The sequence below is a fragment of the Bacillus mycoides genome, assembly GCF_000832605.1.
GTDB lineage: Bacteria > Bacillota > Bacilli > Bacillales > Bacillaceae_G > Bacillus_A > Bacillus_A mycoides.
In genome coordinates, this window is sequence record NZ_CP009692.1 from 3668348 (window position 1) to 3682269 (window position 13922).

General features: G+C 34.1%; 16 protein-coding genes. 3 read left to right on the forward strand and 13 right to left on the reverse strand.

Going from position 1 to position 13922, the window contains the following annotated elements:
- Positions 1 to 33: 33 nt before the first annotated feature.
- Together BG05_RS20600 and BG05_RS20605 are read right to left on the reverse strand one after the other, a co-directional pair.
- The gene (locus BG05_RS20600) at positions 34 to 522 is read right to left on the reverse strand and encodes a dihydrofolate reductase (RefSeq protein ID WP_000637202.1); all 489 of its coding nucleotides are present in this window, start codon (positions 520 to 522) and stop codon (positions 34 to 36) included.
- Between the two features lie 19 nt (positions 523 to 541).
- A complete protein-coding gene (locus BG05_RS20605; RefSeq protein ID WP_002127201.1) occupies positions 542 to 1498 on the reverse strand; it encodes a thymidylate synthase in 957 nt (318 codons plus the stop codon).
- 198 nt (positions 1499 to 1696) lie between these two features.
- On the opposite strand from BG05_RS20605, the gene BG05_RS20610 reads away from it, so the two are divergent.
- Positions 1697 to 3151 carry a serine hydrolase gene (locus tag BG05_RS20610; RefSeq protein ID WP_003188922.1) on the forward strand — a complete coding sequence of 485 codons (1455 nt, stop codon included), beginning with the start codon at positions 1697 to 1699 and terminating at the stop codon, positions 3149 to 3151.
- Between the two features lie 51 nt (positions 3152 to 3202).
- On the opposite strand, the gene BG05_RS20615 is transcribed toward BG05_RS20610, so the two are convergent.
- The 6 genes from BG05_RS20615 to BG05_RS20640 form a co-directional block, all read right to left on the reverse strand.
- Positions 3203 to 4135 (reverse strand): aminoglycoside phosphotransferase family protein, encoded by a 933-nt coding sequence (locus tag BG05_RS20615; RefSeq protein ID WP_003188923.1) that lies wholly within the window; start codon positions 4133 to 4135, stop codon positions 3203 to 3205.
- A gap of 11 nt (positions 4136 to 4146) precedes the next feature.
- Positions 4147 to 4533 (reverse strand): VOC family protein, encoded by a 387-nt coding sequence (locus BG05_RS20620; RefSeq protein WP_001094650.1) that lies wholly within the window; start codon positions 4531 to 4533, stop codon positions 4147 to 4149.
- Between the two features lies 1 nt (position 4534).
- Entirely contained in the window at positions 4535 to 5170 is a 636-nt protein-coding gene (locus BG05_RS20625; RefSeq protein ID WP_033734641.1) for an HAD family hydrolase, read from the reverse strand.
- A gap of 105 nt (positions 5171 to 5275) precedes the next feature.
- Positions 5276 to 5863, reverse strand: a complete 588-nt coding sequence (locus BG05_RS20630; protein ID WP_002031682.1) for a YpjP family protein — start codon at positions 5861 to 5863, stop codon at positions 5276 to 5278.
- A 283-nt stretch (positions 5864 to 6146) separates the two neighbouring features.
- Positions 6147 to 7346 (reverse strand): ABC transporter permease, encoded by a 1200-nt coding sequence (locus BG05_RS20635; RefSeq protein WP_033733923.1) that lies wholly within the window; start codon positions 7344 to 7346, stop codon positions 6147 to 6149.
- The gene (locus BG05_RS20640) at positions 7339 to 8049 is read right to left on the reverse strand and encodes an ABC transporter ATP-binding protein (protein WP_002168480.1); all 711 of its coding nucleotides are present in this window, start codon (positions 8047 to 8049) and stop codon (positions 7339 to 7341) included. The genes BG05_RS20635 and BG05_RS20640 overlap by 8 nt, the downstream gene beginning before the upstream one ends.
- 148 nt (positions 8050 to 8197) lie before the next feature.
- On the opposite strand from BG05_RS20640, the gene BG05_RS20645 reads away from it, so the two are divergent.
- Together BG05_RS20645 and BG05_RS20650 are read left to right on the forward strand one after the other, a co-directional pair.
- Entirely contained in the window at positions 8198 to 8629 is a 432-nt protein-coding gene (locus BG05_RS20645) for a GNAT family N-acetyltransferase (protein WP_002168481.1), read from the forward strand.
- Between the two features lie 29 nt (positions 8630 to 8658).
- On the forward strand, positions 8659 to 9186 hold the full coding sequence (locus tag BG05_RS20650) for an HAD-IIIA family hydrolase (RefSeq protein WP_002185960.1): 528 nt from the start codon (positions 8659 to 8661) through the stop codon (positions 9184 to 9186).
- Between the two features lie 56 nt (positions 9187 to 9242).
- Here the strand turns inward: BG05_RS20650 and BG05_RS20655 are convergent, their stop codons facing one another.
- From BG05_RS20655 to BG05_RS20675, 5 genes are all read right to left on the reverse strand, one after another.
- Positions 9243 to 9683, reverse strand: a complete 441-nt coding sequence (locus tag BG05_RS20655; protein ID WP_033733925.1) for a GNAT family N-acetyltransferase — start codon at positions 9681 to 9683, stop codon at positions 9243 to 9245.
- Positions 9680 to 10153, reverse strand: a complete 474-nt coding sequence (locus BG05_RS20660) for an SAM-dependent methyltransferase (RefSeq protein ID WP_033733927.1) — start codon at positions 10151 to 10153, stop codon at positions 9680 to 9682. Before BG05_RS20660 ends, BG05_RS20655 begins: the two co-directional genes overlap by 4 nt.
- A gap of 86 nt (positions 10154 to 10239) precedes the next feature.
- Entirely contained in the window at positions 10240 to 10938 is a 699-nt protein-coding gene (locus tag BG05_RS20665) for an aspartate/glutamate racemase family protein (protein ID WP_003188939.1), read from the reverse strand.
- A gap of 144 nt (positions 10939 to 11082) precedes the next feature.
- Positions 11083 to 12285, reverse strand: a complete 1203-nt coding sequence (locus BG05_RS20670) for an iron-containing alcohol dehydrogenase (RefSeq protein WP_002168486.1) — start codon at positions 12283 to 12285, stop codon at positions 11083 to 11085.
- A gap of 87 nt (positions 12286 to 12372) precedes the next feature.
- Positions 12373 to 13812 carry a GntP family permease gene (locus BG05_RS20675; protein WP_002065163.1) on the reverse strand — a complete coding sequence of 480 codons (1440 nt, stop codon included), beginning with the start codon at positions 13810 to 13812 and terminating at the stop codon, positions 12373 to 12375.
- Positions 13813 to 13922: the final 110 nt, after the last annotated feature.

A 13922-nucleotide genomic window follows, 5' to 3' on the forward strand; every position in this document is an offset into this window, starting at 1 on the left:
AATTGATGCGAATACTCACATCAATTTTTATTATTATTGTTGTTTCTCGTATACATGGTAATAATACGTATACGGATTTTTTTCATCCGTTAAACCTTTTTCTACAAAAATCTCTTTCCAATTTGTCATATCCATTTCTGGGAAGAATGTGTCCCCTTCAAATGCGTGGTGGATTTTTGTTATATATAACTTGTCTACATAAGGTAAAAAGAGATCATAAATTTGCGCTCCGCCAAAAATAAAAATCTCTTCTTCATTTTTACATAGTTCAAACACTTCTTCTACAGTATGAGCTACTTCGCAGCCTTCTACATGATACCCTTCATTACGAGTTACAATAATATTACGTCTTCCAGGCAATGGTCTACCAATTGCTTCATAGTTCTTTCTCCCCATAATAAGTGGGTGACCCATCGTCGTTTTCTTTACATACTGTAATTCACTCGGTAAACGCCAAGGTAAGTTATTATCTTTACCAATTACTCTATTCTCGTCCATTGCGACCATAAATGAAACAATCATCTTGTCATCTCCTCTACAATTACACTGCAACCGGTGCTTTAATCGCTGGGTGTGGATCATATCCTTCAATCGTTAAATCTTCCATCTCAAAATCAAACACAGATTTCACATCTGGATTTAATGTAAGTTTAGGGAACGGGTGTGGTTCACGTGCCAACTGCTTTTCGACTTGTTCAAAATGATTCGTATAAATATGTGCATCACCAATTGTATGAACAAACTCTCCTACTTCAAGACCACATTCATGTGCTATTAAATGTGTTAGAAGTGAATAGCTTGCAATGTTAAATGGAATGCCAAGGAATATATCTCCACTTCTTTGATATAGCTGACAAGAAAGTTTGCCATCCGCTACATAAAATTGGAATAGCGTATGACAAGGCGGTAATGCCATACTTGGTACATCTTCAGGATTCCAAGCAGAAACAATTAGGCGACGTGAGTCTGGCGTTTTTTTAATCATTTCAATTACATCTTTTAATTGATCAAGTGTCTCACCAGCTGTCGTTTTCCAAGCACGCCATTGCTTTCCGTATACGTCTCCTAAATAACCATATTTATTCGAAAAATCATCATCTTCTAGAACGTTCTTTTTAAACAATTCCATTTGCTCATCGTACTGCACTTTAAATTCCTCATCTTGTTGTGAACGAAGACCAAAATCAGTCATGTCAGGGCCAGTATATTCGTCACCTTCTACCCAGCTCTTAAATGCCCATTCATTCCAAATATTATTATTATGTTGCAATAAATAACGAATATTTGTATCACCTTTCATAAACCAAAGCAGTTCACTTGCTACAAGGCGAAACGGGACTCTCTTTGTCGTTAATAAAGGAAACCCTTTACTCAGATCAAAACGCATTTGATATCCAAATACAGATACAGTTCCTGTCCCTGTACGATCTTCTTTCTTCGTACCGTGCTCCATTACATGGCGGCATAAATTTAAGTATTCATATTCAGCATGTTTCATATGTAGGAAAACCTTCTTTCAATCTTATATGAAATTTATCATAACATGAAAAACAATAAATTTAATAATCTTGATAAATAAAAATTATTTCAGTAATTCTTACAAAATTATTAACTTTCCATATTTAAAAAGGTTTTCATTTTCTATTACCGAAAGTATAGTGCGGTAGGACAAAATTTATATTTGGAGGTTAGAAGTATGTCTAAAATTGAAACTCCTGTTATGACTTCGTTACAAACAACGGTTGAAAAAATGATGAAGGATTTAAACGTTCCTGGTGCTGCTGTAGCTGTTATAAAAGACGGTGACGTTATTCTTTCAGAAGGTTTCGGATATCGAAATATAGAAACAAAAGAACCTGTTACACCGAGTACTCGGTTCGCAATTGGTTCCTCAACGAAAGCTTTTGGCACACTTTCATTAAGCTTGTTGGCACAGCAAAAAAAGTTTAATTGGGATACTCCTGTCCAGTCTTATATACCTAACTTCTCTTTATCTGAACTACTTGCTAGCTCACAAGTTACAGGACGAGATTTGGCTTCCCATCGTACTGGGGTAAGTCGTCATGAGGCTCTTTGGTACAGCTCTTCCTTATCTCGAAAAGATCTCGTTGAAAAAATAAAACATTTACAACTTGATGCACCGTTCCGCACAGCATTTCTTTATAACAACTTAATGTATGCAACAATTAGCTACATTGTTGAAAACATTACAAATCAAACATGGGAGCAATACGCTACAGAACATATTTTAGAACCTTTAAATATGAGACATACAAATTTCTCTGTTACAGATTCACAAACTACAGATGATTATGCTTTACCTTACATTGAAAATGAAGATGAAATAAAAGAAGTTCCATTCCGTAACATCGATACAGTCGGCGCTGCTGGATGTATTAATTCTACAATTGAAGATATGGCAAATTGGGTACTTCTTCACTTAAACGAAGGAAAGTTTGGAGATCATGAATTAATCTCCTCTGAATTATTACAACAAATGTATACACCACACAATTCAATTCCAGATCAACCGATTTTATCACTTCCCGAATCTCCATTAAATAGTTACGGACTTGGTTGGTTTATTAGCGCTTATCGTGGTAATAAGGTGGTTCATCATGGCGGTAATATTGATGGATTTTCAGCGCTCGTTTCATTCATACCAAATGAAAACATAGGCCTTGTCATTTTAACAAATGCTGGAGGCACATTACTTCCTACTTATCTCGCTAATCAAATTTATGATGAACTACTTGAATTAGAATCCATTGATTGGCATAAACGTGCTGTAGAAGATACTGAAAAAATGAAGGAAATGATGAAAGAAGCAACTGAATCACTTCCTGAACAAATTAAAGGAACTACACCTTCTCACAAGTTAGAGGATTATACTGGTACTTTTGAACATCCTGCATACGGAACATTACAAATATACAAGCGAGATGATTCGTTAAATGTACAATTTATGGAGATGGATATTCAATTAGGGCATCATCATTACGACATCTTCTCCGCAGAAGTTGAGTTATTCCAAATGAAAATGAGTTTATTATTCGCTTATGAAATGAGTGTGAGTGGTGAATTCCCATCCCTTCAGTTACATGTACCAGCTACGTTAAGTACTCAGCCGCTTACATTTAAGAAAATTTAATAATTATTTTAATAATAAAAAAGTAGGTGTGAGATAACACACCTACTTTTCCTATTCTTCATTTATCATTTCACTATCAAACCAAATCGGCTTCGATAATTCAAAGTTTTTATGATCCTTTAAAACTATAGTAAGACGTTCTAACGTATCATCTAACATATGCGGTGCTGCTCGTAAGGACCAGACAACTGATGAGAAAACTGTCATGCCAACGTACACCGCATATAATTTCCAAAACTCCTCTGGTATTCTACCATTAAAGTATCCTTCTATTTGTCCAATTGAATACGGAATACTAATGTCCCTTGCAAATAGTGCAATTTTCACGAAATCATGAAGTGGATCGCCCCAGTCGTATCCATTAAAATCAACAACACCTACATATTTCCCATCCCGCACAATTATATTTTCTAAATGAAAATCATCGTGTTGAAATCGATTTGGGCGGTTTTGTAAATACATTTCATTATCATCTATAAACTTTATGATTTTATCATCATTTTTTATTTTTATTCCACATGTTTTATATGCCACTAAATATTTCCGGTGTTTTTTCATTGCTCTTTCATACCATGGAAATATATCCTTAGGAGCTTCATATGTATGCATTTTTGCTAAATCTTTGCCTGCCTCTATACCTATATCATATTGTTCTTTTGGCGTATATGTCGGCAACAACTTCTTCGCATCTTCTCCTTCTATATACGAAAAAACACCGTAGCATAAACCTTCTTCTTCCAACAAACCCATTTCAATTGGCTTTTGTGCTTGCACACTACGTTTTTGCATTTCATTTAAAATTTGAAACTCTATTTTCTTTCTTTCAAACTCTTTTATATCGCCTGTCCGTAACAAATACTTTTCATCTTCAATAGTCGTAATGATATATTTTTTATCAGGAGAGAAACCTTTAGAGATTTCTTCAATATTTGCTGCATCTTTTACTATTTGTATATTGTTTTGCCGTGCTGTAATTGTCTTCATGTTTATTCCCCTTACATTTCTACATTTGGTGTATACGCTACTTCTATAATAAATCCATTCGGATCGTAAAAATCAATAGTATAGTATCCGTCCGAATAATGACTCATTTCTATCGGACCACGTATTACCTTCACTTTTGTACTAGCAAGAAAATCTGCTACTTCATCAACTACTTCTCTACGAATAGCTTGGTAACAAATATGTCTAGGCCCTAAAGTCCTTACAATTTCCCCGTCCACCTCTTTAAAATATATTTCACTTTCTCCCGTACTATATGCTACTTCATTTAACTTTCTCCATCCAATTATCAAAAACAATTTATCATAAAAAGAAATAGACTCCTCTAAATTCGCGACCCAAAATTCAATATGATGAATACCTGCTCGAAGTGTATTCATATTAAGAATGTGCCCCCTGTACGACTTGTAAAATTTCCATAGGCGTATGAACCATATAATCTGGTGCATCTTTTTCTACTGTTTCAATGACATCATATCCCCAAGATACCCAAATTACGTTCACACCAGCCTTTTTACACGCTGCTACGTCTCGCTGTTCATCACCGACATATAACATATCTTGCTCTGTTATTTTTTTTGATTTTAAAAATCTTTTTATCATTTTGTCTTTACCAAATAAATTTTTAGAACAATACACTTCTTGAATATTTTCGATACCATTATTGTGTAAAAACGCCCGAATATGCTCTTCTGAGTTCGATGATATGACGGCAATCCCGTAGCCTTTTTTATGTAATTCATCTAATACATCCTTCATCCTATGGAACAAAACGAGATCTTTTATAGCAGGTTGATACAATTTATAAAACTCCAGCGCTAATATCGGTAGTTTATACAGTGGTACATCGAGTTGCTTACATCTCTCTGGCATCGTTAATTTACGTAAATACTCAATTTCTTCTTCCCTTACCGTTTTATATCCGTGCTTTTCAGCAAGTTGATTATAAATCGGTACAAATATATTTTGTGAATCTACTAATGTGCCATCAAAGTCAAAAACGATATATTTTTGCATCCCCATACTCCCTTTTTTCTTTTTTCCTAAACATATGTTATTCAACAACATAAATGTCGTATCCTTTCATAAAGAAAAAAAGAACAAGATTTTCTCTCGTTCTTTTTAAGACAACCATTTCGGCGGTACATTCGTATTCCAATAAATATTTCCTAACTCATGGTGTCCTGAATATCCATCATCAAAACGATGATAGTGGAAATTAAAATAATATCCATCTTGCGGTGGATGATCTCTCCTCACATGAAATCGCAGTAAGTCATTTCCTGATTTCGTGTCATAAACATGAAAAATCTTTTCATTATTTCCGCCAGCCGGTCTTTGAGAAATCGCTAATGATTGTAACGATTCTTCTGGCACATCATTTGCAAGTTCCGCAATTGCCTCTTCAATTTTAGGTAATACAACATCTTTAAATTCATCTTCAATTACAGGCCCAATTTTAGAGCCGAATTTTTGCATAGATTGCTTCTCTGCTTCTTGCATCGCATAGTTAACAAAAGTATCGGTGGTTAACCTATCATTTGTTTCTTCATATGTATAGGACGTACTCTCCAAATTTTGTTGCCCAGCTGTGCTCGTAGGCTTGTCCGCAGCTTTGGCATTATCAAGTAATATGGAAGGAGGCGTCACTAAACCAAACGTAAATACGGTAATTAATGCGACTAAGGTTTTTCTAAACCAATTTGGCATTTATGTTCCCTCCCCTTTCACTCATTATATTTTATATAACGGTTGTTTCTTCTATTATACAAAATGATTGTAATTTTTGCACTTTACAATTTTGTTAACGTTCACATATTTTTCACTTGAATATGAAATTGTAAGATTTCATACACTATAAATACAACAACAATGAGGGGGACAATCAGATGACTTTAGATGTCGTGTACTCAGCCGCAAGCATACTCCTTTTAGTATATTTTATTTACCAGTGTGTTACAGACTAGAAAAAGAGCCATTTCCGGCTCTTTTTCTATGGTAAAAATACAATCCAACCAATCCATACTATAAAAATAATCCCGGCAATTACAGCTGGTAATAAATAAAAATGAGAAAGTATAACTATTCCATACAAAAGTATTACTGGAAGTAATAAATAGCGATCTGCCTTCCATCTTAACAATAGTAATTTGCCTTCATCACAATATAAATGTAGAAACATTTTTTTCGTAAATTCATTCCAATAATCGCGTGCATAACGAGAAATTGCAACTAACGTAAATACGAGGATAATAGCTGCAATCCACCTCGGACTCATCATAATACTTACCGTGCTTATACATACAATTTGAATATAAAATATTCGTGCACTACTTGTACGGAAAAATTCTTTCAAAAAAGATTCAACGATACGCGAATCAGCTTTTTTCCCTAAAAGTCTTTTAGAATGTGGGAACATCCACGGTTTTTTACTCGAACTACTCGGTTTAGCCGCATGACCACCAACTTGCATAATCCCACTCGTCCAGCGCATACTTTCTTCTTTCTCTTTCTCAACTTCTTTAAAAAAGCAATTTTTATAATTTAGTTTTTCTTTTATCAATACGATAATTAGAAAAACTGCTAGACCGATACATAGTATAGAATAAAATGGATTTTTATAAATAAGAAACAGACTCAATCCAAAAAAGGATAGACTTATAGAAAATATTACATTTTTTATAATCCATAGTAGCCATCGTTTCCCCACACGTATATGAATAAATCTCGTCAACAACGACAACATAAATCGAAATACAGTAAAGAATGTCCAAAATAATACGATTTGTATCTTTGTCGCTCCGATACTTTTCATTAACACTGGTAACATAACAACTACTACCATTACATTCGTTATCGCTATTCGAATAAATGTATATATCATGCCGTACTGAATTAATTTTCGCATATGAGTTGGATACGAAATTAAAAATAAGCTATCTGCTTGTTCAAAAAACGAGCGTACACCTCTCGAATATGTTACAAGATAAAATGCGAGTAAACCTAATCCGAAATACACAGTCTCTTCCATCGATAATGTTTCCGTCCATAGTGATCGATAATAGATTCCCATAAATATAAGTGCTGGAATAATTATATATAACGCAACTGTCCAATCTGTTACCGAACGTATGGACTTCCATTTCCGCTGGAGTTCATGGCGTAATCTTTTATAAAATTGTTTTTTAATCATGCTGTTCACGCCTTACGATTACATCAAAACAGTCTAATAATGAACTCCCTGGCATTTCTGCTAACGTTTGAATAGACTCTAAATGTCCATCTGCAACTAATGTACCTTGTGAAATGAGCAAAAATCTTTCGCAAATTCTTTCAGCAGTATCCAATACGTGCGTACAAAGTAAAATTCCTGCCCCGCGCTCTTTTTCTTTATATAAATAACTTAAAAACTCTTTCGTAGCTACTGGATCTAATCCGATAAAAGGTTCGTCAATTATATAAAAATCTGGCTTAGTTAAAAACGCCAATATAAGCATCGATTTTTGTTTCATACCTTTTGAAAACTTTGATAAATACTCATGCTTATGCTTATCCATTCGAAACATATGTAATAATTCTTCAGCTTCCCTTTCCCAGCTTCCTACTTCATTCTCACGAGCAGCCATTAATAATTCAATATGTTCCCAGAGCGTCAAATACTCATAATATGTTGGATGTTCTGGCACATATGCATACGGATTTTTCTTTTCACCAAATGATATTTCACCATTCATATTTACAAGTAAGCCTAGCATCGTTTTAATCGTAGTACTTTTCCCGGCACCATTTGCGCCAATAAGAGCAACTAATTCACCTTTTTCAATTGAAAAAGCAATATCATGAATTGTTTTTTCACCTATTTCATATCCAGCTGAGCGGATATTCACCTTCAACATACATTCCCCTTCTTTCCATTCCCAATACAATCAAGGAAAATAATAACACTATCTATATATCATTATAAAATATTTATTTTCATAGCAGGAAAAAACATTTTTTAACAGAATATTAAATGTTTGATTACATTTTATTGGAGTGAATACTATGCCTTTTCAAATTCGTGAAGCGATGATAGATGATATAGATACACTTTGTTCTTTAACAAAAGAATTAAAAGGTTCCTCTATTTCCTATGAAGATATGAACAACCGATTGCAATTCGTACACATGAGTCCTTTTGATTTTTTATATGTTTATGAGGAAGAAGAAACTATATTTGGATTACTTGGGTTTCGTATACGCGAAAATTTAGAAGATGTAACTCGTTATGGAGAAATTTCAATTATTAGCGTCGATTCCACAATACGGCGGAAAGGCATTGGACAAGTGTTAATGAATTATGCAGAACAGTTAGCAAAGAAGCATAATTGCATTGGAACATGGCTAGTTAGCGGAACAAAAAGAGTGGAAGCACATCCTTTTTACAAAAAATTAGGTTATGAAGTAAATGGATATCGATTTGTAAAACATTTTTAAACTACTTTTTAATTGAAGGGACTATAACTATGACAAACATTAAAGCAATTTTCATTGATCGTGACGGTACAATTGGCGGCGACACTACAATACATTATCCTGGATCTTTTACATTATTCCCCTTTACAAAAGCAGCTCTGCAAAAACTAAAAGCTCAAAATATAAAAATTTTCTCTTTCACAAATCAACCAGGTATCGCGGATGGAATAGCGACTGTAGCTGATTTTGTACAAGAATTAGAAGGTTTCGGTTTTGATGATATTTACGTTTGTCCTCATAAACACGGGGATGGTTGTGAATGCCGTAAACCAAGTACAGGCATGCTTCTTAAAGCAGCGGAAAAACATGAGCTAGATTTAACAGAATGTGCTATAGTTGGTGATCGTTGGACTGATATTGTAGCAGGAGAAAAAGTGAATGCAACAACGATATTAGTACGAACAGGCGCTGGATACGATGCTTTACATACGTACCGAGACAAGTGGGCACATATTGAGCCAAACTACATTGCAGAAAACTTTGAAGATGCAACAAACTGGGTTTTAAATCAACTATAATACAATTTAAAAGAGACGTTTTCATTTTGAAAACGTCTCTTTTAATCTTACATTTTTTAAAATGTTAATTCATAATGGAAATAACGATTATCTCTCAAATAACCATTTTCAGCATATAATCGCTGTGCTGATAAATTATCAATCTCTGTTTGTAATTTTACACCTTTTGCGCCATTTTCTAATGCGAATTTTTTAGCAGCTTCTAATAATTTTTTACCTGTTCCAGATCCGCGCTTCGCCGCTTGTACAAACAGATCATTTAAAATCCATAATTCTTTCATTGAAATGGAAGAAAATGATGGATATAATTGCGCGAATCCAATATATTCACCGTCTTCAACTGCTACGAAAATAACGGATTCCTTTCTCTCGATACGATTTCTTAAAAATACTTTTGCACTTTCTAAATCGGAATCTTGTCGGTAAAACATACGATAGTTATTAAAAACTGATGCTAGTCCATCTAAATCTGCAATTGTTGCCTCATATATTCTCATTTTACTCCATTCCCCTTCCAATACTTTCTCATTATATCCGTTACCCATTTAGGCTGTTGTATTTCTTCTTTCGGCATAAACTCTTTCATTATTGGCTTTATGTCCAATATAGGGGTACCATCAATAGCATCTAACCCCTCAACAATAATTGATTTACCTTCTCTTTTTATCACTTTTACAATTGTTACACCTATGCGATTCGGGCGATTTTTCCCGCGCTGTGCAAAAATACCTACTTTAGGATAATCATTATTATTTCTAGGATGTCTAGCAAAATATTGAATTTGTTCATCCGTTACTTTATGAAAATAAAAAACAACTTCAATATGAGAAAAATCTTCAATCCCTTGTATACTTTCCTCTGTATACAATTCAGTTAAAGTAATACAGGATCTTACTTCTCCCCATTCGTCATCTTTTATTTCCTTTCTTTCATTATGTACAAATGCGATTGGTTGAACTGAAAACATACGCATCCCCCTTAAATGTAACCACTTACATTATAAAGTATTTTCTGAATGTTTTCCACACACACGGACTAGGTTACATAATATAATTATAATCTATTTTGTAAAGCGAAATTAACTGCTTCAACTGCATGTATATGAGTTGTGTCAAATATCGGTATTGATACGTCTTCCTGCTTTATTAATAATCCTATTTCTGTACAACCTAATATGATTCCTTGTGCCCCTTCTTGTACTAGCTCTTCTATAACTCTTTTATAATACTCTCTAGATTGAGGTGTTATCTTTCCTAAACACAATTCTGTATATATTACTTCGTTTATCTTATCTCTATCCTTTTTTGATGGAACCATTACTTTTATATGATTCTCTTCTATGCGTAACTTATAAAAATCTTGCTCCATTGTATATTTTGTTCCAAGTAGACCAATCGTTTGAATACCTTTTCTTTTAATTTCTTTTGCAGTAGTATCAGCAATATGCAATACGGGGATGTTAATATTCTCTTTTATTTTCTCCACTACTTTATGCATTGTATTTGTGCAAATGATTATAAAATCTGCTCCTCCCTTCTGCAATGAATACGCCGCATTCCCTAATACTTCCCCTGCTCCATCCCAATCCCCGTTAGACTGGAATCGTTCTATCTCTTCAAAATCCACACTATTAATCAAACATTTTGCTGAGTGTAATCCTCCTAATCTACTTTTTATCTCTTCATTTAAAATTCGATAATATTCCGAAGTCGATTCCCAACTCATACCACCTATAAGCCCTATCGTTTTCATATAACACACCTACCTAAGCTTTTTTCTAAACTAATAACAATGTTTTATTATGTATATTATACACAATAAAACAAGACTTTAAGTTTAGAATATAAAGTCTTGTTTAAACTATTTCCAAGGAAATTTTATGCGAATATTCTGAAATTAATTCCCTAATGTTTTTATAGAATCTTCATATTGATAATTAAAACATTGTCGATACAACTGTTTAATTTCATTATAAGAAGGAACTCGTGGATTATTTCCTGGGCTACCACTTTCAATTGCATCCGAGGCCATTTTTGAAATAGCATTTTCAAACTCAATTTCATCAATTCCATATTCTTTTAAATTTGGAATGCGAAGATCGAAACAAAGTTTCTTTATTTCAGCAAGCGTGTAATTCGCTACTTCTTCCTCAGAATATGAGTAGAGGTCTTTGTTTAAATTGCGTCCAATCTCAGCTAACCTTTTCACTGCACTTGTTTTTGTGAACTCTAAAACTGTAGGTAATAGTATGGCGTTCGATATACCATGTGGTACATGAAATAGTGCACCTACTGGTCTTGACATACCATGGACTAACGTAACTGATGCATTTGAGAATGCAATTCCAGCTTGTAATGAAGCGATCATCATTGCCTCCCTTGCTTCCATATTATCTCCATCTTCATATGCAATACGTAAATATTTCATAATACTTTCAATAGCCGAAAGAGCAAGTACATCTGTAAGTGGTTGTGAAAATTTAGAAATATATGCTTCAATTGCATGGCATAATGCATCTATACCTGTCGCTGCCGTAATATGAGGTGGTACCGAACTTGTTAATATCGGGTCAATAATCGCTACTTGTGGGGTAAAACTCGGATGCTTCATCATCATTTTTACATCTGTTTTTTTATTCGTAATTACTGCTACACTTGTTACTTCTGACCCAGTACCTGAAGTTGTTGGAATTGCAATGAGTGGTAGTGGATCATTTTCTATTTCAACATCTTTTTGGACGTAATATTCAATTGCTCCACCATTAGTATGTAACACCGCTACTGCTTTCGCAGCATCAATACAACTTCCACCACCAATACCGATAATAAAATCACACTTTCCTTCTTTACAAATCGTTAACGCTTCTAATACGTGTAAATTTGTAGGCTCAGCATTCACTTTGTTATATGTAATAACAGTAATACCTTTCTTATTTAGCTGTTTTATGCACCTTTCAACATACCCTAATTTCTCCATAATTGTATCAGTAACTATAAAAGCTCTTTTCCCAAACTTCTTTGATTGTTCCCCCAGCTTTTCAATCGAATTTCTTCCATATAGTACAGACTTCGGCATACGAAACTCAGCAACTTCTTGCAAGTACTCCACCCCTTCTTCCCCTTATTAATGTTTTAGTTTATAAAATATCAACTAAATAAATCTTTACAATTCATATAGTATCTATTTTTAATAAATTCCTGTAATAGTATAGAATGCGATAACTAAAAACACAGCAAGCGTTTTCAAAACTGTAATAGCAAATATATCTTTATATGACTGTTTATGTGTTAAACCTGTTACTGTAAGAATAGTAATAATAGCCCCGTTATGTGGTAATGTATCCATTCCTCCTGATGCCATTGATACGATACGGTGCATAACTTCTAATGGAATATCAAATTGATTTGCTGCTGCAATAAATTTATCACCCATCGCACTTAAAACAATCCCCATTCCTCCTGATGCAGAACCTGTAATACCGGCTAAAATATTCGTCGTTACCGCTCCATTCACTAAAGGATTTGTGAACGTTGCAGAAATGCCGTCTCTCATAATTGCAAAGCCTGGAAGTGCTGCAATGACACCACCAAAACCAAATTCTGCTCCTGTATTCATTGTTGCAAGTAGCGCACCACCAATACTTGTATTCAATCCAGCTTGAAATCCTGTTACTACCCGTTTCCAATATAATAAAAGAGTTGTTAAAATTCCTATTATAAGTGCCAATTCTACAGACCATATTCCAACTACCGCACTCAATTCTACTTTTCCAAATGCTTTCATACCAATTGCTGAAAAGTCAAAACCGTTCGGATACCACTTCGGTATCATAATAGTAAACACTTTATTCATTACACCTACTAAAATAAGTGGTATAAAAGCAATAAGTTGTTGTGCCCTCGTAATTTCTAAACTATTTAACAGCGGTATTTCTTTCTGCTCTAATTCCAAAGATGCTGCCATTTCAGTATTCCCATCGTTAAAACCAAAATACCCTTCACCTGCTGCTTTTGCCTTCTTACGCCTACTCTCTAAATATAATAAACCTAACGTGAGAACAAAAATTGCCCCTACAATACCAAGTATCGGTGCAGCATAAATGTCCGTTTTAAAAAATGTTGTAGGTATTACATTTTGAATTTGTGGTGATCCAGGAAGCGCATCCATTGTAAATGTTACTGCTCCAAGGACAATCGTTCCAGGTATTAAGCGCTTTGGAATATTAGCTTGGCGAAAAAGCTTAGCTGCAAACGGAAATATAGCAAATACCACTACATATACACTAACACCACTATACGTTAAAATAGCACCCATTAAAACAATCGCTAAAATCGTACGTTTTTCTCCAACCAACTCTACAATCGTCTTTGCAATAGAATCAGCAATTCCTGACATTTCTACTACTTTCCCAAAAATTGCTCCAAGTAAAAACACCGGGAAATATAGTTTAATAAACCCTACCATTTTCTCCATAAAAATATTAGAAAAGAAAGGTAATACAAAACTAGGTTCTGTCAAAAATACCGCAAATAATGCAAAAATCGGTGCAAATAAAATAACAGAAAACCCTCTATACGCTACAAACATAAGTAAGCTAAGTGCTAATAATATAATAACTAGCTCCAATTATACCCCTCCTTTAAACTGAAAATTCAATCTTTTGTTGATAAACTTCTACTAATCTTTCATTTCTGACATCCCTCCTCTAATTCATACAAATTTTTCATACTAAAATG